14 protein-coding genes and 1 pseudogene are annotated in these 19,579 nt (G+C 56.1%); 9 read left to right on the top strand and 6 right to left on the bottom strand.

The window, feature by feature from the left end:
- Positions 1-73 precede the first annotated feature (73 nt).
- On the bottom strand, positions 74-1,306 hold the full coding sequence (locus GSF67_RS15010) for a polysaccharide pyruvyl transferase family protein (RefSeq protein ID WP_006311459.1): 1,233 nt from the start codon (positions 1,304-1,306) through the stop codon (positions 74-76).
- 270 nt (positions 1,307-1,576) lie between these two features.
- Between GSF67_RS15010 and GSF67_RS15005 the strand changes: the two genes are divergently transcribed.
- The 6 genes from GSF67_RS15005 (at position 1,577) to GSF67_RS14980 (ending at position 8,092) form a co-directional block, all read left to right on the top strand.
- Positions 1,577-2,776, top strand: coding sequence for a glycosyltransferase family 4 protein (locus GSF67_RS15005; protein ID WP_006311460.1), 1,200 nt, complete (start codon positions 1,577-1,579; stop codon positions 2,774-2,776).
- Between the two features lie 4 nt (positions 2,777-2,780).
- Positions 2,781-4,100: a DUF4038 domain-containing protein gene (locus GSF67_RS15000; RefSeq protein ID WP_006311461.1), complete on the top strand. Its 1,320-nt coding sequence runs from the start codon at positions 2,781-2,783 to the stop codon at positions 4,098-4,100.
- A 254-nt stretch (positions 4,101-4,354) separates the two neighbouring features.
- Positions 4,355-5,500 carry an MraY family glycosyltransferase gene (locus GSF67_RS14995; RefSeq protein ID WP_006311463.1) on the top strand — a complete coding sequence of 382 codons (1,146 nt, stop codon included), beginning with the start codon at positions 4,355-4,357 and terminating at the stop codon, positions 5,498-5,500.
- 7 nt (positions 5,501-5,507) lie between these two features.
- Complete coding sequence (locus GSF67_RS14990; protein ID WP_006311464.1) at positions 5,508-6,206, top strand: YdcF family protein; 699 nt, start codon at positions 5,508-5,510, stop codon at positions 6,204-6,206.
- Positions 6,203-7,480 (top strand): hypothetical protein, encoded by a 1,278-nt coding sequence (locus tag GSF67_RS14985; RefSeq protein ID WP_006311465.1) that lies wholly within the window; start codon positions 6,203-6,205, stop codon positions 7,478-7,480. Before GSF67_RS14990 ends, GSF67_RS14985 begins: the two co-directional genes overlap by 4 nt.
- A 3-nt stretch (positions 7,481-7,483) precedes the next feature.
- The gene (locus GSF67_RS14980; RefSeq protein WP_006311466.1) at positions 7,484-8,092 is read left to right on the top strand and encodes an acetyltransferase; all 609 of its coding nucleotides are present in this window, start codon (positions 7,484-7,486) and stop codon (positions 8,090-8,092) included.
- Here the strand turns inward: GSF67_RS14980 and GSF67_RS14975 are convergent.
- The 4 genes and pseudogenes from GSF67_RS14975 to GSF67_RS14960 form a co-directional block, all read right to left on the bottom strand.
- A complete protein-coding gene (locus GSF67_RS14975; RefSeq protein ID WP_006311467.1) occupies positions 8,056-9,231 on the bottom strand; it encodes a glycosyltransferase in 1,176 nt (391 codons plus the stop codon). The two genes, GSF67_RS14980 and GSF67_RS14975, sit on opposite strands and share 37 nt — an antisense overlap.
- On the bottom strand, positions 9,228-10,511 hold the full coding sequence (locus GSF67_RS14970; protein ID WP_006311468.1) for a glycosyltransferase family 4 protein: 1,284 nt from the start codon (positions 10,509-10,511) through the stop codon (positions 9,228-9,230). The genes GSF67_RS14975 and GSF67_RS14970 overlap by 4 nt, the downstream gene beginning before the upstream one ends.
- Positions 10,508-11,761 carry a glycosyltransferase family 4 protein gene (locus tag GSF67_RS14965; RefSeq protein ID WP_006311469.1) on the bottom strand — a complete coding sequence of 418 codons (1,254 nt, stop codon included), beginning with the start codon at positions 11,759-11,761 and terminating at the stop codon, positions 10,508-10,510. The genes GSF67_RS14970 and GSF67_RS14965 overlap by 4 nt, the downstream gene beginning before the upstream one ends.
- A gap of 267 nt (positions 11,762-12,028) precedes the next feature.
- Positions 12,029-12,145: pseudogene (locus GSF67_RS14960) on the bottom strand (IS3 family transposase); the annotation flags it as partial.
- 250 nt (positions 12,146-12,395) lie between these two features.
- Between GSF67_RS14960 and GSF67_RS14955 the strand changes: the two are divergent.
- From GSF67_RS14955 to GSF67_RS14945, 3 genes are read left to right on the top strand one after another with little or no spacing between them, the layout of a single operon-like run.
- On the top strand, positions 12,396-12,953 hold the full coding sequence (locus GSF67_RS14955) for a hypothetical protein (RefSeq protein WP_006311470.1): 558 nt from the start codon (positions 12,396-12,398) through the stop codon (positions 12,951-12,953).
- 26 nt (positions 12,954-12,979) lie between these two features.
- Positions 12,980-13,510, top strand: coding sequence for a lipocalin family protein (locus GSF67_RS14950; RefSeq protein ID WP_006311471.1), 531 nt, complete (start codon positions 12,980-12,982; stop codon positions 13,508-13,510).
- Between the two features lie 19 nt (positions 13,511-13,529).
- Positions 13,530-14,231, top strand: a complete 702-nt coding sequence (locus GSF67_RS14945; protein ID WP_006311472.1) for an SDR family NAD(P)-dependent oxidoreductase — start codon at positions 13,530-13,532, stop codon at positions 14,229-14,231.
- A 215-nt stretch (positions 14,232-14,446) separates the two neighbouring features.
- On the opposite strand, the gene GSF67_RS14940 is transcribed toward GSF67_RS14945, so the two are convergent.
- Complete coding sequence (locus GSF67_RS14940) at positions 14,447-18,331, bottom strand: hypothetical protein (RefSeq protein WP_006311473.1); 3,885 nt, start codon at positions 18,329-18,331, stop codon at positions 14,447-14,449.
- Positions 18,332-19,579: the final 1,248 nt, after the last annotated feature.

Below are 19,579 nucleotides of genomic sequence, written 5' to 3'. Positions count from 1 at the left end.
GGTCTACTCCAATCGAATGTTAAAGCGCCTCGGTATTACGCCGAAAGCATTAGCTTGCGGGGATAGTGCGTGCCTAAGGCGTAACGCCCTGCGGCGTTGCGACGATATCCGTTAAAAGAAATTCCCGGCCGAGTAGGGCCTCCTGCTCGGCGAGCTGGCGCTTGAATCGTTCATTGGCGTGGGCAATCCGCTGCCTCACCGCATCGGCCCCAGCAAGTATTTCCTTCACCAGCTCGATAACGTCCTCGACTTCGAACGTGTCGATGTGCCGGACAAATTTCTCCTGGTCGAAATCATTCATAAGATCGTCGAACTTGCGGGCGTAACCTATTGATATCGTCGGATTTCCAAGTTTCAGCGAGCAGACCACTCCGTGGTATCTCGACACCACGGCCAGATCGATTGCTGCCATCTGCAGCATGATATCGCGCAGCGTTGCGGCCGAGCTGATCTCGATCTGCGACATCTCATCCTCGAAGAGCATATCGTTAAGCAGAAACATCAGATCCGCGCAGGCGACCCGATCCGTAACGTCCCCCATCAAAAGCGTGATACGATGACCTTCACCGATCAACCAGCTAACAAGCTGCGAGAGCTTGTGGATGTAGGTCTGGTAAATCCTGTTGGCCTCGGGATCGTTGTGACGCCATCCGCGATAATCCATGACGCCGACACCTATTCTCATTGCGCCGTCGGCGGACCTCTCGCGGTGGGGAACAGGCGCAGGAAGATCAAAAGCGATATCGGGGTAACGGTGGTCTCGCGACACGTCAACGCCGATCATTTTCATGTAGTTGAGGGAGAAATCGTCCCGATAGGAGCGGTAGGAGGCCATCTGTGCTGCCGAGCGCAGGAACCAGCGGCTGAGACGGCTTTTCATCGGACCGGCGCCGATGCTGACGAAAGCGATCCGCGCGTTACGAAGGCGTGCAACGAGACACCAGCAAAATACGACAAAAGGCCAGCCGAACCACTTTTCCTGAAAATCGTCGAGGATGCCGGTCCCCGGTATGATCATCAGGTCAGCCTTGTCGAAACCAAAGAGGCAACTGACCAATAACATCAGCCGTGAAGGCACCTTGCCGAGCAGCCTGTCCAGTTGCCTCATCCACGGATTCGTCAGGGGAGGGCCGCCAACGCCCATCGAACGAATGTTGAACTTCGCACTTACGACTGTCGGGCTTGCGCAGATACACAAGAGATCGGCATCGGGCCGCATCCTGCGCAGATAAAGGAGCATGGCTTCCAGCGATCCGTCATTGCCGGAATTGCCCGAGCCAAATTGTCCAAGGAGAGTGATCCTCATTTATTTTCCAATCGCAGCACGGCGCCGACACGCTCGATATGGCATTGATATCCGCTGGATCGGCACGACCCCACACCGACCTTCGGGTTGCGTCTTACGCCAAACGAATAGTCTGGCCGACGCAAACCTCTCAAAGGAAGATACGGCTAAGCCTAAGATGCAACTGACTGTCATCCCGTGGCTTTTTAGTATGTCGCGTTAGCCGCCACTCGAACCAGCCGCCGTCGATCCATTGCGGCATGGGTGTGGATGCAAGAGCGAGAGTGTCCCATGAAGCTTGCCTATTTTGTCCTTCCCCATATCGGCGGCACCTATTCCGTCTTCAAACATCTTCGCAAAGGCCTCGCTGCCTATGACATAGACGTGCGATGGCTTGGCGTGTGCAAGGAAACATACGGGTTGCCCCTCGATCTGCAGGGTGAGACGGCTTTCGGGCAACTCCTGCGCATGCCCGTCAATCTCAGCGAACGCGATTGCGCCGCGCGAATGGCGGCTGCCATCGAAAACGGAGGGTTCGACGGTGTGATCGTCAACGTTCTTGGCGATCAGTTGCAGACAAATATCGCGCGCTATCTGCCCGAAGGCATCCTGCGTATTCTCGTCGTTCATAATATTTCGCCGGGAACATACGCGGCCGCGCGCTCGGTCCGGGACTATGCCCATGTCACGATAGGCGTATCGGAGCGGTGCCGCGCCGATCTGGTCGCGCGCAACGGCTTTCCGAAGGATCGCACCTACGCAATCCCCAATGCGGTGGACAGCGATGCGTTCCGCAGCCAGGCGGTTCGGCGCGTCAACCGGGGGCCGGAACTCAAGGTTCTCTTTGTCGGCCGCATTGAAGACGCATCGAAGGGCGTGATGTGGCTGCGGGAAATACTGGATGGCTCGCCAGAGGCGGTGCGCCTGACGATCGTCGGAGATGGGCCGGACATGGGCAAACTCAGGCGAAGGCTGGCCAGCCATGACGATCGCGTCAGTTATGCAGGATCCGTTCAGCTTTCCGACATACCGGTCATCATGGCCAGTCACGATGTTCTCATCATGCCGTCCCGCTTCGAGGGGCTTGGCATGACGATGATCGAGGCGATGGCCGGCGGCTGTGTCCCGGTCGTGTCGCATATCCGGGGCGTGACGGACACGATTGTCGAGCCGGGCCGAAACGGCTTCCTGTTCCCGATCGGCAATTATACGGCGGCGGCCAATGCGATCGGACGCTTGCATGCCGATCGCGACCTTCTCGAGAGGATGTCGATCGCGGGAAAGGAAATGGTCCTGAACCGCTTCAGCGTCGAACGGATGGCCGCACGCTATAACGAAGTCATCGCCATGACATTGAACGACCGCCCCGGTCTGTCAACGGTGCTCAGGATGGAGGACTGGTCTATTCCCGCCGGGTTGAGGCCGGGTCTCAGAACCTATTTGCCGTTGCCCTTGAAAAACTGGCTTCGCGTCGTTCGAGAACGGCTCTGACGCGATGATCGGCGATCAGCGGCGACTTGGCTCTCTGTCCGGCATCTTCCTTCTATGGTTGGGCATGTTTTCGACCTGTGCCGCACAGGATGTCGCTTTTCCGCTGCGGGTTGCGCAGGACGGTCATTATCTCGAAGACGGCAAGGGCCTGCCATTCCTGATTGTCGGAGACAGTGCGTGGTCGCTCATTGGCGATACCTCCATCCCCGATGCCGAACTTTATCTGCAAACCCGAAAGCAGCAGGGCTTCAACACCGTGCTTGTATCGTTGATCGAGCACCGGTTCTCGCGCAAGGCACCCGCGAATTTCTACGACGAGAAACCTTTTGTCGGCGCAGCCTTCGAGCAACCGAACGAGGCCTATTTCGACAGGGCGGAAGCGTTCATAAAGGCCGCCGCCAATCGCAACCTGCTGGTGCTTCTCTGTCCGGCCTATAGCGGCGCGCGCGGTGGTCCTGAAGGATGGTATCAGGAAATGGTTGCGACCGGGCCGGAAAAGCTGCGGGCTTACGGACGTTATGTCGGACAACGCTTTGCGAAGTACCCCAACATCATCTGGGTGCAGGGCGGGGATTATGATCCGCCCGATCGTACGCTGGTCATGGCCGTTGCAATGGGGATAGCGGAAACCGATCCTTCGGCATTGCAGACCGTGCATGGCAATCCCGATACCGTGACCAGCGATTTTTGGCGGGACGCTTCCTGGCTCGATATCGATTCAGTTTATACTTACAGCAATGTCGCGGCGGCGGTGATGGATCGTTACCGATCTGGGCCGAGACGGCCTTTTTTCCTCATCGAGAGCGCCTATGAAGGCGAGAACGATGTCAAGGAGCGGCAGGTTCGCCTCAATGCCTATGGTGCACTGCTTTCGGGAGCGAGCGGTCAGCTCTTCGGCAACAATCCGGTCTGGCATTTTTCCGCCGCCGGGCTTTATGACGCGAAGGACAGCTGGCAAAATTCGCTGAACAGCCGCGGCGCTCAAAGCATTACCCATCTGGCCGCGCTTTTCAGGCAATTGGCGTGGTGGAAGCTGGTGCCCGATCAGGGGGGCCTGCTGAAAAGCGATGCTGGCGCATTCGCGGCGCGCGACAGGGATGGGGCATTCGCCTTGATCTATCTCGACACCCCTTCCGTTGCCATCGATCTCGACAGTCTGGGGGCCGGCGAGAAGACCCTTCGCTGGTATGATCCCTCGAACGGACTTTACATCGAACCCACCGAGCGTCTGGGCCGCAGCGGCCTTCGCGACGTGACGGTGCCAGCATCGGCGAATGCTTTCGGCTTTCACGACTGGATCGCGGTTCTCTCCGCACAGAAATGATCGTTCCCGAGCTGCGGCTCATTGCCGAGTCGTTCATTCGTGGTCACCCGCCGTCAAGGTCCTGAGCCTAGCTCTTTCGATGGTCGATCCGGTTCGGGTGTAGGCAGGGTAGACGTTAATATCGACACCCTCTCCCTTTGGTGGATTCCACACGCCTTTTGCCCGCATACCCCTGAAGGCAGGTGTTTTTTAGGATCGTCAGCAGGCGAGTATCGTTGCAAATGCGCCGCCAAGGTTCAGCGTGGGGATCAGACATGTCGGGGATACTCTTCAATACCATCGCTACTTTCGTCCTGTGCGTATCCTTCATTGTCGTTCTCAGGCGCCTGACCATTGCGTTTCAGCTTGTGGATCGTCCCGATTCAATCCGCAAACGCCACACCGGAGCCGTTCCGCTTTGCGGCGGCATTGCAATCTTTGCCGCTTTCGCTGTTTCCGCCTTCGTTGGCGGGTGGAGCGAGGCTCTGGGCATGAACTTCTGGCTCGGACTGGCGGTCATTCTGCTGATGGGCGTCGTTGATGATCGCCGGCCGCTGCCCGCAGCAGGGCGCCTTGTCATGCAACTGGCCATGGCGATTGCGCTCGTAGGCGGCGCCGATATCGGCTCTCTCTCGGTCGGCGTGCTGTTCACGTCGCATTCGGAGTTGTTCCTGCCGCTGTTTTTCTTCATCGGCGTTCTCTTCGTGACGGGGCTGGTCAATTCCTGGAACATGCTCGATGGTGTGGACGGGCTTGCCGGCGGCACGGCTGGCGTTGCATTGATCTGGTTGATGGTTGTGGCGGTCTTCGCGAACGTCGGCGACATCATTCCACCGCTTGAGGCACTCTCGGTATGCCTCTGCGCATTTCTGGTGTTCAACATGCGCGGTCCATGGCGCGCACGGGCGAGCATATTCCTTGGCGATGCCGGCAGTACCGCGCTCGGCGCGACAATTGCCTACGTGATCGTCCTGCTTGCAACCACAAGCGCTTCTGTATCCTTTCCGGCACTGCTGTGGATCGTCATCCTGCCGATCACCGATACGCTCAGCCTGATTATCCGGCGCATCATGCACGGTCGCAGTCCAATGTCGGCCGATCGCTGGCACTTTCATCATCTGCTGCTGGATTACGGTTTCACGCCGGCTGCGGCAACCAACACGCTGATCGTCATTTCCTTCCTGTGCGGAGGCATTGGTTTTGCCGGGATGAAAGCTGGTGTGCCGGCGGAAGTGATGGCCGCCGGTCTTCTCGTGCCGATTGCCCTTCACACTGCCTTCGTCCTTGCCGCGACAGGTTATCTCTCGAAAACGCTGCTTCACAGGGGCAATTTCGATCTCTATCGCGAGGTCGTGCGTCTGCCTGTGGTTGCTAAATCAGTGTCGGAGCCAAGAGCAATACAATCGCCGAATGAAGAGTGATTGCATCATGAAGCCGCCGTGGCCCGGACCGCGCATTCCCCCAAAGCACTTTACGAATGGAAGGCCCTGGCGTTCGCTCGTTTCTCGAGGCGTGAAAACCAACTGGCTGTGGAAACGGAATTCGATTGTCCTCGGTGTCATCATCTTGGGTGCAATCGGTCTCTACGGACTGGCGCTCGTTTCGGCGGGATCGCTCCTTGTCGTGGAGGATCCGCCTGCGCAAGCCGACGTCATCGTGGTTCTGGGCGGTGACGGTCCTCCTCGAGCCGCCCAGGCCGCGAAACTGTGGCACGAGGGAAAGGCGCCGCTTGTTCTGGTGACCGGCTACGGCGATTGCGACTTCATCCGCGATATGCTGGTGCGCTCAGGCGTGGATTTCGCTGCGGTCTCGACGGAATGTCTTTCCCTCAGCACGTGGGAAAACGCGACATTCGCCCAGCCTATACTGACTGGAATGGGAGCAAAACGCGCCATTCTGGTCACGAGCTGGTTTCATTCCCGGCGCGCGGTAAAGCGCTTCCGGTTCGTCATGCCTCAGATCCAGTGGATTTCCCTTCCTGCGCAAAGAACCGTGTCGTTGTGGCGGCTCGCCATCAACGGTGACGGGGTGCAGGTGTTCAAGGAATACGCCAAAGCGCTCTTCTACGACGTCAGAAGCAGTTTCGTGCGGGACTTGCCTCCGGTTCAGCTGGGGCTCTCGTCATGAATACGCTGCTGGTTTTTTGCCTTTTCGTTGGTGTCATCCTGCTCATCTGTTGGGGAATGATCCGTCGGGAGCGAATTTACGAGTTCCCGTTTCTGACGGGCGTCATCACGTTCAGTTTCATCTTGCCGCAGGTTCCCGGACTGGCGTCGGAACGATTCCTGCCGGAAGGCGCGTTCGCCAGAACCGCGCTGTTCATGATGCTTTGCCTTTTCATGTGCTGGTGGGGTTGGAGGAAAACGGCGAAACCCTTTGCATTCTTCCGTATCGATTTCGATGAAACCCGTCTGCTGATCGTCGCAGCCGTTCTCTCGCTCGCCGGCGCCTACTTCTATTTCAAGCTTAGCCGTCTGCCGGGCGAGTTGACCATTGCGGTGCAAATGACCGGTGTTCCGGTCATGTACATCTTCTTCTCGCGGCTGTTGAGCTATGGTCTGGCCATTGCGGTGCTCTGTCTTGCACGGCGATTTTCCTGGCTGGCGCTCGCAGTCCTCGCGTTCGATCTCGTCTTTTACCTGGATCGCATCGTGATAACCGGAAAGCGCGCCGAAGCGGTGGAACTCATCATGATGTTCGCGCTGGCATGGTGGTTTTACAAGGGATGGGCGATCCCGCGCATCTTCGTGATCATAGCGCTCTTCCTTGGCACATTGTCGATGAACAGCATGGGTGACTACCGCGCCATTACCAAGGCCAACGATGCGCCCGTCTGGGATGACATCAAGAGGATCGATTTCGTCGGCAATCTTGAAAAAGTCTTCCGGGACGGCGGTGACGAGATGCGCAATGCGATCATGCGGATCGACAACACCGCAAACACCCTGCAATTCGACTATGGCAAGTTCCATTGGAACAGGCTGGTCTTCAACTTCGTGCCCGCGCAGCTCGTGGGCGTGGAGGTCAAGCAATCCTTCATGCTGCCGGTACCGGTTCAATCGCGCGACTACAATCCCGTCCTTGGCACGACCGAGACTGGAATGGCAGATGCGTTCGGGTCCTTCTGGTATCTGGGAGCATTCAAATTTTTCTTGCTCGCCTATCTCGTGCGCCGGATCTGGGTGACCGCGAACACGGGCGAGTTCGCTGCGCAATTCACCTATCTCCTGTCGATCATACCGTCCATGCATGCGATCTCGCATCAGACCGACTGGGTTCTCATGGTCTGGGTGCATATGCTGATGTTTGCAGCGCCGGCGCTGGCATTTGCCGTGATACCCGCGCGCGCGCAGCAGCGGCGATACGAGATACCGTCTTTGACGTCTCAGGTGGGAGGGTAGGCCATGCGCTCACGATACGACGATCCCGGCTTCCAGCATGCAACGACGCCCCTGCCGCGTTTCGGAGGTCCGACCTTTGCACTGAATTTGCGATTGAAACGGCTGGTCTGGATGATCGTATGGCGGCTTCTCGCCAGCTGGACGCCGCCGCAGATGCGCCGCTGGCGCAATTTTCTCCTGCGCAGTTTTGGCGCGCGCCTGCATGCCACGGCAATGGTGTATTCCAGCGCGATTGTGTGGTGGCCGGGGCACCTCGTCATGGAGCGTCATTCATCTCTTGGACCTGGCGTGATCTGCTACAACGTCGACATGATCACCATCGGCCAATTTGCCTCGGTCTCGCAACGGGCCCATCTGTGCACCGGGTCGCATGACGTTCAGGATAGCGCGTTTCCCCTCGTGACGCGGCCGGTGGTGATTGAGGAGGATGCCTGGGTGGCTGCGGAAGCCTTCGTCGGGCCCGGTGTCGTGATCGGCAGGGGGGCCGTGCTCGGCGCGCGCGCCGTCACCGCGAAGTCACTGGAGCCATGGACGATTTATGTCGGCAATCCGGCAAGGGCGGTTGGCTCCCGCCGTCAGGACGTGGCGGCCTCCAACGCGCTCAGCCGGTAACCTTCGAGCGTGGCATGGGCAATGGCCGGCCAGGTGAATTTCTCCAGTACGAGCCGACGGCCGTTTTCGCCCATCGTTCTCGCCCTGGCCGGATTGCCGAGCACGCTTGCCAACGCCTTCGCAACCTCGGCCGCATCAACCGAGACGATAAGCCCGGCATCGGCAGAGCCGACTTCGGGAAAGTGACACTGGTCGGTGATCACCACAGGCGTGCCACAGGCGAGCGCTTCTGTTATCGCCATGCTGAAACCTTCCTGTCTGCTTGGCAGGCAGAAGCAGTCGGCATCGACCATGGCTTCGAGCTTCGCCTTGCCGTAAATGGCCCCGACCATGAAAACGCGGTGCCGGATGTTCAGTTTCTTGACCAGATGCATGAAGTGGCCCTCTGCGCCACCGGGGGGACCTGCGACGACGAGATCAACGTCGACATAGGTTTCACAGATAGCCGCAAAGGCCGAGGCAAGAATGTCGATACCCTTTTTGATGTGCAGGCGTGACAGGAACAGAATGTAACGCCTGCCGTGCGCGAGGGCGATTTTCTGCCTGAAATGTCCGCGGGCCGGCAGGGGGTCGAATTCCTCGGCAAAAACACCGTTCGGTATGATCAGATTCCGTGCCTGAAAATTCAGCGTTTCTACGGCCGCCATCTCATCGACGTTGAGCAGATGCAGGAACGCAGCCTCGTTCAGCATCCTGCGATAGCACAGCATCAGGGCGATCTTCTTTTTCCACGATCGCTGCCCAAGGCTCCAGTGATCCAGCATGCCGGCCGGGCAAATGCAGTAGGGTACACCGGCAGCGCGGGCGAGCTTGGACGCATAAAGCAGAAATGGCTCCCACACGCCGTGAATATGCATGAAGGAGGCATCCTTCAGCAGGGCTTTCAGCATGCGCCGTCCCCTGAAGCAGAACAGTGTCTCCAGCCTCCCGGCCGGCGGCAGGAGATGCCAGTGAATATTCTCGAAATGCGGAATGCTGCGGCCGATTTCCTTGACCTGCGCCTCGATGGCGGCGTCGCCATAGCTGACGATATTCACATCGAGGCCGAGGCCGGCCTGTGCAGCGGCAAGGCGCATGGCAACGGCCTGCAACCCGCCATGTTTGGGATCAATCGAAGCGATGACATGGATGATCTTCATATCGTGTTGTTTCCCAGGCATCGCGCTTCATCCGTCTGGCAAAGTCCCACGGATCCCGCCAGATGCGGCCCGGACAGGGCGGCAAGAAGCCGCTCGCCATAGGATTCCACGGTATGTTCGGCCGCGCGCAGGAGCGCATTGGCGGCCATGCTCCGCCTCAGCTCGGGATTGTCGGCAAGCGCACGCACCGCAGTCGCGATAGCCTCGGGATCGCAGACGGGAACGATGAAACCTTCGATGCCGTCGCGAACCACGCTGCCGGTGTTTTCGGTCGTTATAACAGGCAGGCCCGCTGCCAGCGCTTCATAGACGGCGGTCGCGGAACCCTCGCAGAGCGACGGCAGCAGGAAGACATCCGCCCACCGAAATTCCTCGGCGATCTGCGAGCGCGGCACGATCCCCCGCAGCTCGACCCATTGCGAAATCTGCTGCTTGACGTCTTCGCCTAAGCGAACGCGGCCCGCCATCCGGAAGCGGGCGGCGCCCTCCATTAATCTGGCGGCTTCCACAACATAGGGCGATCCCTTGCGCAGCCCGACTTCGCCTACGGTCAGAACCCTGATTGGCCCCGGCATGCGTGCTGGCCGGTCAATGGCAGCCGCGGCATTCACCCCGTAGGGTACGACAACACACCGGTCTTCCGGCCCGCCGCATGCGATGACGTGCTTGCGGACAAATTCCGACGGGCAGACGATGACATCCGCCAGACGCCACTCGGCTTTCTCCCGTTCGGCAAAGAGACGCGCATGCGGATTCTCCTGTGCAGGACCTGCCCATGCGGGAAACCGCTTCATTTCCTGATTGAGAAGCATTTCGACGACATCGCGTGGCGCGATCATCTGCTCGACTGCGGTCCACAAGCCCTGCTGTTTTGCTGCCCGCATCTGTTCGAGTGCGTCGCCGCTGAAGGCGTAGAGCCCGGCGGCACCATGGAAGCCGCGCCGGGCGACCATTTCGGAGAAAATCGACCCGGCCCAGATCGCGTGAGAGGTTTCTTCCACAACGTCTTTCGTGCGCATGTGGCGCAGCACGGAACGGAGGCCGAAGTTGGAAAACACCGTCGTCAGCGCTGTTGGCACGCCTTTGGGCAGCCGGCCGGCCAGCCGTTTGACGGGTGCGGGGTAAAGGGTTGCCGGAAACGAATTGACGATCCGGGGCCAGCCCTTCGTAGCGCAAATATCCGTGTAAAAATGCGCAAGGCGACCAGCGGATGCGAATATCCTCGGCACGGCATAATGCATGCGGGCGCCGAGCTGGCTGACGACGACTTTGTCTTTCATGGCGAAATACCTTGAGCGAGATGTGGCCTGGAAGGCTCGACAGTTTGCAGCCCGGCAATCAGCGCCACCCAGGCATCTGCCGCCTTTTCTCGGGAATAATCGGCACAAAGCAGCCGTCTTGCCGCATCACCCATGGTTTTCGTGGTATCCGGGTCATCGCAAAGCTCCTCGATGATGCCGCAGAGCTTGTCGGTCTCGCCAATTTCGACGTTGCTGCCGCATCTCCTGGCTCTGAGAATACGGGGCACCTCCCCATCCGGATCGCCGACGAAGATCGTCGGCCTCCCGGCTGCCATGATGCCGTAGAATTTGCTTGGAATGATACAGTGTTCGAGCTCCGGCAGCAGTGAGACAAGATGCACGTCCGCAACGCTCAGGCTTTCTGCAAGGTTCTCAACGGGCTGCAGCGGCTTGAAGATGACGTTCTGAAGGCCGAGATCCTGAACGACAGTCTTCACAGCCGCGTGCTGGTGTCCGCCGCCAATCAAAAGGAACCGGATATCCGGCCGGTGCTCGAGACGTTTCGCCGCTGCAAGCATTGTGCCGAAATCATGCGCGCGCCCGAAGTTTCCTGAATAGCCGACGACAAAGACATCCTGTAGTCCCCACGCCTTCCGCAAGCTGTTATCCTCGGGTAAGACGGGATAGATTTCCTCGCCATCCGACCAGTGATGCAGGACGCTGACGCGATCCTTTGCAATGCCTTGCGTGAAGAGGAATTCCGCCATCTTTTCGGTAGGGCAGACGACCATGCCGGGGGATCGCAGAGACCAGTTGCGCGCCCGCGTCAGCCATGGCGCAAGCCACCGTGCGCGTTTCCGGAAAAATCCAAGCTCGATCGCAGTCTCCGGAAAAAGATCCATGATCCAGTTCACCATGAGGGCGCCCTTGAGGCGGATCGCGATGCTGCTCATGACGGAGAGAAGCGGAGGATCGGTACAGACAATGACCGTATCCGTCGCCCGAACGTTGCGCAGAAGCCAGGCGAATGCCAGCACCTGAAAAAGAAGATAATCAATGCTCCGGCGCATGAGGCTGTGCCGGCCGAAACGACCGCTCGCCAGCCGCTGGATATGGATACCCCGAACTGTCTCGGTTGCGGGCAATACGCTGCTAGGATGATTGTGTATTTCGCGACTTGTAACGACAGTCACATTCATTCCGCGCTGCGCCATCGACATGGCGAGCGACGATATCATCCGGCTTGTTGCCGACTGGTCGGGGAAACCGTATCTGTTCAGGAAGATCATCCTCACGCTTTTTTCTCCCGCCAAGTGCCCCGTCTGAAGAAGCATTCTTGGCGAGCTGAAAACGGGCGGCAAGCTGGTCGTAAGGACTAGTGCGCTCACGATACGGAGTGGTGAATACTCCGAAGTTGGCGCCTTACTATCCTTTTGGTAGCTGAAACCCAGATAACGCCCTTATGGGTTAGAGGATCCATAAAAATACCCCAACAAGTCACTGGTAGGGCGGTTGGCGTGGGTTGAATAGCCCCGAGTTTCGTAGACACCCTCGGGCTAGATTTTCTGCTGCTTCTCGAACTTTACGGGAGACAGCATCCCGTTCCTGACGTGTTTTCGTTTCGAATTGTAGAACATTTCAATGTAGTCGAACACATCCTGGCGAGCTTCATCGCAATCGCTTATCCAGCCACACGTAACGACGGCGAGCGTCGATTATACGGCCCCAGGCAAGGCATGTCGCAAACCACGTCGAAGTCGTATTTCCTCGATCAAGTTCGGACATCTAATCCTCCGCTAGGAGCAATTTTATCGCAATATCACTGCTGACTTTGTCAACAGGACCTGGTGGATGAAACCAAACCAGTCTCCTCTTCGTATCTAGGCCAGCGACCTGCTTGGCGCTAACGGAGGAGACGGCCTGATGGAGCTTGGAGGGGACGAAACGCGGACGGGCTTGGCCGTAAACGATGACCTGACGAAGGCGACACTGACCGTTGCCTGGGTCATCATCCTCAACAAGCCGTTTTATCTGCTTTATGTCTGGTATCTGGTCGATGCCGGTGCTGCTGTGGCATCGCTCGTTACCCTGCTATCGCTGCCGTTTTTCCTTGCGATTCCGTTTCTTGCAAAGAAATCCCATCTGGCTGCGCGCCTGGCGCTTCCTCTTGTGGGAACGCTTGATACCCTGTTTGAAACAGCGATGTTCGGCCATGCATCCGGCACGGAGTTTTTCTTTGCGGCATGCATCATGCTGGCGGCCATCTCGTTCCGTGCGGATGAGAAACTCTGGCAATATGCGATGGCAATTCTTGTCTTTATCGCGTTCTTCTGCTCGCGCACGTTTCTGGGCGCGGGGCTGCAATCCTGGTCGGCAGGCGATCTTGCAACGCTTCTTAATCTGAATGCGTTCTCCGCTGCCGGCCTCATGGCCTTTATCGCACTTCGATATGCCGGCTTGTCACGGCGAACTGAAACCTGAACCCGATTGATCGACAGGAGGAGTTTATGCAGAAAAATCGCAAGCGCATCATGGGGGCGCTGACATTCTCGCTGTTTTTATTCGCGGGCTCGCTCGCCGCGGCTGCCCCCAAGCCCGTTGCCGTTGATGCCGATCACTATCGCGGCACATGGCTGGAAATCGGTCGCATGCCGATGCTTCTGACGGACGGATGCGTCGCCGGCTATTCCACCTACCGGCAGGGTAAGTCGGCCGATGAAGTGCTGGTAGAAGACGGCTGCCGCGAAGGCACGCCGCAGGGCAAGTTGAAGACCATCAACGGTGTTGGAAAGATCGAGGACTTCGCGTCTACGAAGGCGAAGATGAGGGTCCGTTACCCGCTTCTGGTCACGTTCAATTACTGGGTGCGGTATAAATCTCCTGACAAGTCCTGGTTCGTCAGCGCCAATCCATCCACCGACGATGTATGGGTTTACGCCCGCAATGTTCCCTCCCAGGCGAAGCTCAACAGGATGATGATGAAAGTGCGTGAGCTGGGCTACGATGTCAAAAAGCTTGAGTTTCCCGCCCAGAGATAACAGCTGACGGAGCGTATTCATGACAGCCTCGTTTGAAAGCGGCTATAGAGCCATCGTCATCGGTGCGTCTGGCGATATTGGCGCAGCACTGCTTGCGCGCCTAAAGGCCGATCCCCGGTGTGCGCTCGCCCTGCCTCTCTCTCGCAGCCGCGACGGTCTCGACATCACCGACGAGACGACGGTCCGCGAAGCCGCTGCCCGTCTGGAGGACCGACGCGGTTCATTCGATCTGATCTTCAACGCAACGGGTGCTTTGGTGGTCGATGGTGCCGGTCCGGAAAAGTCGATACGCGCTATCGACGCCGGTCACATGGCGAAACAATTTGCGGTCAATGCCATAGGGCCTGCCTTGCTCCTGAAATATTTCACGCCGCTTTTGCAACGGGACAGGCGAAGCGTCTTTGCTTCCCTGTCGGCGCGTGTCGGCTCTATTGGCGATAACCGGCTGGGCGGGTGGATTTCCTATCGCGCCTCGAAGGCTGCTCAAAATCAGATCATTCGAACCGCTGCCATCGAAATTGCCCGCACCAACCGCCAAGCCATCATCGTCGCGCTGCATCCCGGAACAGTCGATACGGACCTTTCCCAGCCGTTTTCGAAGGGCAGAGACCGGTTCACCCCGGATCAATCGGCTGTGTGCCTGTTGGAAACGATCGACGGTTTAGACCAGAGCCAGACGGGGCAATTTTTTGCCTATGATGGCTCAGCTATAGAATGGTGAATTCTTGCGTATGTGGTCGCCCACCAACAGTCCGGTGGCAGTGCAGCGATCAGCCTCTCAGTGTCGGATAATCCCAATTCCCTTTCAATCGATCGCGAGCGCGATCCAACATGTCGCGATATTCAGTTTTGATAGGGTAGACCAATTGCTTCTCAAGGTCGGCCAACAGTTTATGCAGTACAGCGCCCTCGGCAGTGCCCACGCACCAAGCCCGCTCACGCCCGATACGAAGCTTCCCGATTTGCATCGCGCCTGCGTTCATCGGTGATGTTCTGCTCCATTTTCGATATCGTTTTATCAAGCCATCGATGGACATTTGGATTTCTTGAAATCTCCCGCAGTTGCAGCAATAAGCCGCGTTCCACTTCTAACTTGTTGGCATACGAACCCCACCACATGCCGGTGGTTAGTCTGGAGCTTAGAGCATTCAGTCTCTCCGCATGGTCTACATGAGCATCGACAAATGACACAAATGCTGAATTCCAATTGCGCGCATTTTTTGTGCCATCAAAGAGCTGAATCCAGTCCAGAATAAACGGCATTCGCTCCTCTTTATTCTCAAGCATCCACGGCACGTAAATTTCAGCCGGAATATCGTTGAACACGCCGGGAGCCGAAGGCTCTCCCACGCCTGCTTCGAACAAACTTGGCAGTCGATATAGGGCTCGCCCGTCTAGGGATGCTAGAGCTTCGTGGTATTTCTCCCAAACCAAACTTGCTGAGCTGGATATTATGCGCCGAAGTATCTTTTGGGCGTAATCGTCGAACGAGAGTTGTACATTGTACTCCTCGACGGACGTCACGCTGATGATGAAGTCCACTAATTCGACATTAAACGCATCATCTACGTGGCCGCCATTAGGGACCTTTTCGACCAACTCGCACCAATGATACCAGTCCATGTTTGAATATCGTGGTTTATCGAATAAGGCGCGGTTGGTCACAACTGATTTAAGACTTTGAAGCAGTCTCCCTTCATTGGGATCAGAACGATACAGAACGTGCACTAGGAAATCGACGGCGGCCCATGCTCCGTGCGCTTGTTTGGTCAGCAATGTGCTCACCAGCAGCTCAATCAAAGCGTAGTCCACGGTTTGCAGAATATCGTTGAAGGCGATGACAGAAATCTGATGCGGTTCAACCGTATCGTTTTGCACAAACTCGATTGCGCGTCGCATGAGCGCGTCATCCAGTCCGACCGAAGCAAGAAATTCGAGTGATGACCCGCTTAAACTCTCAACATCAAGTGCGAGCTCCAGGCATTCGAGGCCTTTGTTTCTGTCGGTTTGGGCCGCACCGGAAATGACATTGCACGCAAGATTTGAAATGACCCCAATTTCGCGGTCGGCGGTTATGTTTTGTACAAGGTGTCGCAACAGACGTTCGGGGTCATCGACATGCCGCGCGACGCGAACCACGGCAATCCATCCCGAATTCGTGATTGTTTCCAAGAGCGAATCTAAGAACGGAAAGAAATATGCGGCTTCATTCGGCGCTGCATCGACAAGCTCGTATATCTTGTTTTTGCCGTAGTGATGATGGTTGTCACCCTCGCGGTCATAACTGACATCCGGATCATTAATATCTGTCGCCCAACCGCTACTGTAAAAGTGAATTTGCTCTAGCGGATCGGTCGGGAGAAGCTCGTCGTAGTATTCACGAAGCCGTCGCTGGTACGGTTCATCCGCACTGCTTCGATCAAAATACAGCCATTCATTGACCCCAAGCGCTGCTTTGTGCCACGTGGGGTGAGCTTTGCACAACCGCGCTATCATCGCTTGAATTTCATCAAGCAAATTGACATTGGAGAACAGGCTCCTCAAATGCGAACCGATAGTGTTTAGCGCCGTCTGCTGGTTCGGATCGTTGGTATTAAGGGCGATTTGCTCAAGGCGAGATAATGCCGCTCGATAATAATCGAAAACTTCACCGTATGTTTCCGGCCGCCAATCCTGCAAAGCTTCGCCAGCTCCGATATGTTCCGAGCCCCCGGACCTGGAAAAATGCCCATTTTCGAGCATTCGATTAAGCGCACCGACGCAGAGCCGGCGCAACCGTTCATCGGCATTGGCCAAGCCGTCATCCAGAACAAGCAGCTTTTCTTCCGGCGTAGCTTCCGTTCCTGAGAGATAAAGCTGGTACAAGCCGGTGAACTGACCAGATGCATTGTTCGACCAATTTTCGTTTTCCGCGGCACCAAGCTTCAGCAGCAACCTGGCTGCCGCGTCAAAGGTCTGACGGCGAAAAACCAGCTTCTCCAATGCCCAAATCGTGTTTCGTCTGCCTGTTTCAAAGGCTACGAGATCATCGATTGATTTGCCCGACAGCAGTCTGTCCAAATGTTCCATTGTTGCATCGGGCGCGAGGTGAACAAAGCGGTCGAGAAGCTTTGATCCGAATTCGCTGTCCAATGCTGCTTCGTCCGGCAACGCCTCAGAAAGCAGAGCGCGACCGAAATTTGAAACCTTGTCTGACCACGACACCCAACGCAGGCGTCCAACCATTCTTAGCTTCATCTCTTCACTGAGAGAGCGAAATAGGTTCTCCAACGTCCCCGCAGGGTTGCTTTCGAGCCATTGATTTGACAAGCGCATAGCAAGAGGAAGCGGCTGCACCTCGCCATAATCCCCCTGACGAAATAAAACCCCTCGCTCGGTAAAACGCCGCAATTCGTTGAACATTTGTCGTGCGGTCTTACCGCAATAACTCGCTATTTCTTCGAGTTCTTTCGCGGCATCGTTTTCCATTCCAACGACTGTGAAAAGGCTCAAAAGTTGCACGCTTTCGAAGGCTGACGGGTCTATTTCATGTTCGCCCCAAACGATCCGTGAAATCAGGGTCTCGACAGAACTTAGCTCTTCGTCTCCACCTTCCAATGCACGGGATGCGAAAACCGCCATCCGCGGGAAACCTTGCGACAAGTCGCGGATGAGCGAAGCATTCTTTTCACTCACCTGTTTGTTCGTCGCCTCGGCAATATGGTTGATCAACTCGTTTGACGCGGCATTGAGTTCAACGATCAGATTGCGGCGCATGCCCTGCACCTTGGTCTCCACGCCTAACGTTATGAGATGGCAGCGTGAACCGTCCCGATGGACGGTTTCACTCAACCGGGTATGTACGGAGTCTGGGCAATCATCAACAATCAGTAGCGCACGAGATCCGGTGTCGGCAATTTCGCGCGCGATATTCAAAAGACGTTCTTTAACATCCTCGTAGAAACAGTAGATGATCTGACTCTCGCTCAAGACATCCTGCGGCAACTCGGCTTGGTCTGCGATGATCTGGTGGACGAGACGCGTTTTTCCAAACCCTGACGGTCCGATTACGCGAACGGCATTTCCCCGTGCCGCCAGAAAGGTGGATATGACCTTCCGGATTTCATCAAAGGATTTCGCCTGCGAAATCGAAGCATCCTCGTTTTGCCAAGTTTGGATTTCCGATCCCTTGGCTACAAACCGTGTATCGTCATTTTGCTGAAATACGATTTCGGAAATCTCAGGAGCACGCCCCCAATCCTCGAAGGTTTGAAAGCCGCCAAGATGGACATCTCGCAACAAGGCATTGAGCCATAGCGCTACTGACGGATGCGTATTCGTCCATGCAGCAAGTCTATTGCAATCGTAAATTTGGATAGAGGATAGCAGGGATGGATCGTTGCCCGTATCGTTGATTCCCTCCCGAATAGCTTTTATGCGGCGATCGACGTTTGTGCCGACAACCGGCGTGGGTGTAACGATGACATATGCACCGCTTTGTGAAATGGCTTCCTCAAGAGCCTCACTCAATTTTGGAGAATTCGTGCCTTGTGTGGATTTGGTCTGGGTCTCGGCCTTCAGCCCTGCGGGAGAAGTTGGTCCTTTCTTACTTTGAAAAACTGTAAATCGGCTTGGCAGCCAATCGGTTTCATTTGGGCCGCCAGACCATGCGACACGCGCATCGTCACCTCCGTCTGGAATGGTTATCTGCGCAGGGGCAGTACCGGATCGCAACGGAATAGAATTTTTGTTCAGCTCCGCACTGATAAGGCGGCGAAGCAAGTCTACAACTTGATTTTCATTTAACCGTTCAATTTGGTCCGCAGTAGCCTCAAAAATCATTCCCCGCCCGCCCGGTTAAAGATCCAAAATCATTTCGCTTTATAGGATCAGCAAAGAATGTTGCCTAGCCTTGGCCCTCAGTGACCAATATAACAGAATCGTCTTTCTGCAGTTCCTTCGCGGCCGCTTTGAAGGTCTGGCTTTTGAGCCGTCAAACGACCGGAATGAAGGCGCAAAGCGATCCTTTGGTGTTCGCTCACCAATGTCCGCTTCGGGCCGAAAGGGACATAATCATGCTAGCTTGTCGATGAACCAAAGTAAAAAAGTTATTTTGACTGGCTGCCGTCTGCATATTTCAACCTGAAAATATGTATGTTTTCAACGTACGTACCAGCACTATTTCCCTTAGCTTCTTTAGCTTTGGGGAGGGATTTTTGTTTCCCCGTTCATCCCCACCCTGTTTTCCTGCTCTATACTGCCCCTGTTCCGCGATGAATCGGGAAATTTCCGGTTTGAAGGGGAGCCAGCGCCGGTTGTGAGAGAGAGACGTCACTCTCATATTTCGGGGCCTGACAGGGAAAGTCCTCTGGTAATGACCGGAGGAGAGATGGAATCTGGTTTGTGGTGGGCCTTTCTATTTCTCCGAAACGCATTGGCTGAACGACACGCTCTGACAGGCATAAACCGCTGATGCGGGGCACTGATAAGTGTCTTTATTTTCCACAGGCGGCAATTTTCAGTGCCCCGTTGCAATGCCCATCGAGCTGAAAGGCTGATGGAAAAAGAGATGAAGTTCACAACACGGCCGCAGCTGCGTCGCGTGATAGGAAAGGTGTGTTCAAATGGGTCTCTATGAAATGTACGTCCTTGCTACTCGTGCAGATACCGCCCTGATGAGAGAAGGCTGGCGCGTTCTCTTTATGCCAGGGCAAAGCTTCGAAATCGGAAGCTCAAGAAGCAATACTTACACAACCAGAAGGAGAGTTTCGATTCGATGGTCGATAGGAAGAGGGCAGGCCAGTTGCGATCCGGACGGTTCCCGTAAACATATATTTACATAATAATCAACGCAAAACATATAAAATACATGCGCTGATTGATTGTATACTTTTGACTGAAGGCGGATGAGAATCTGCGGGCAAAACCGATTTTACTGACCTGCAATTTGCGGATTGCGGGCCAATTACGCGTAAATATATGAGTTTTATGTTGAATTTGCTGACCTGAATGGAGAATCGTTATGCGCGGAAACTATATGGACGGGATGGATTTGATTGGAGTGGAGTTCAGATTTGAGTGACGATCGAT

The organism is Agrobacterium sp. CGMCC 11546, assembly GCF_013365515.1.
Taxonomy (GTDB): domain Bacteria; phylum Pseudomonadota; class Alphaproteobacteria; order Rhizobiales; family Rhizobiaceae; genus Agrobacterium; species Agrobacterium fabrum.
The sequence above is the reverse complement of the archived record's forward strand: the minus strand, read 5'-3'. Positions and strand labels throughout refer to the sequence as shown.

Excerpts from the sequence above, each read along its gene's own strand:
- GSF67_RS15010 (WP_006311459.1), bottom strand. The coding sequence starts at position 1,306 with ATGAGGATCACTCTCCTTGGACAATTTGGCTCGGGCAATTCCGGCAAT.
- GSF67_RS15005 (WP_006311460.1), top strand. The coding sequence starts at position 1,577 with ATGAAGCTTGCCTATTTTGTCCTTCCCCATATCGGCGGCACCTATTCC.
- GSF67_RS15000 (WP_006311461.1), top strand. The coding sequence starts at position 2,781 with ATGATCGGCGATCAGCGGCGACTTGGCTCTCTGTCCGGCATCTTCCTT.
- GSF67_RS14995 (WP_006311463.1), top strand. The coding sequence starts at position 4,355 with ATGTCGGGGATACTCTTCAATACCATCGCTACTTTCGTCCTGTGCGTA.
- GSF67_RS14990 (WP_006311464.1), top strand. The coding sequence starts at position 5,508 with ATGAAGCCGCCGTGGCCCGGACCGCGCATTCCCCCAAAGCACTTTACG.
- GSF67_RS14985 (WP_006311465.1), top strand. The coding sequence starts at position 6,203 with ATGAATACGCTGCTGGTTTTTTGCCTTTTCGTTGGTGTCATCCTGCTC.
- GSF67_RS14980 (WP_006311466.1), top strand. The coding sequence starts at position 7,484 with ATGCGCTCACGATACGACGATCCCGGCTTCCAGCATGCAACGACGCCC.
- GSF67_RS14975 (WP_006311467.1), bottom strand. The coding sequence starts at position 9,231 with ATGAAGATCATCCATGTCATCGCTTCGATTGATCCCAAACATGGCGGG.
- GSF67_RS14970 (WP_006311468.1), bottom strand. The coding sequence starts at position 10,511 with ATGAAAGACAAAGTCGTCGTCAGCCAGCTCGGCGCCCGCATGCATTAT.
- GSF67_RS14965 (WP_006311469.1), bottom strand. The coding sequence starts at position 11,761 with ATGATCTTCCTGAACAGATACGGTTTCCCCGACCAGTCGGCAACAAGC.
- GSF67_RS14955 (WP_006311470.1), top strand. The coding sequence starts at position 12,396 with ATGGAGCTTGGAGGGGACGAAACGCGGACGGGCTTGGCCGTAAACGAT.
- GSF67_RS14950 (WP_006311471.1), top strand. The coding sequence starts at position 12,980 with ATGCAGAAAAATCGCAAGCGCATCATGGGGGCGCTGACATTCTCGCTG.
- GSF67_RS14945 (WP_006311472.1), top strand. The coding sequence starts at position 13,530 with ATGACAGCCTCGTTTGAAAGCGGCTATAGAGCCATCGTCATCGGTGCG.
- GSF67_RS14940 (WP_006311473.1), bottom strand. The coding sequence starts at position 18,331 with ATGATTTTTGAGGCTACTGCGGACCAAATTGAACGGTTAAATGAAAAT.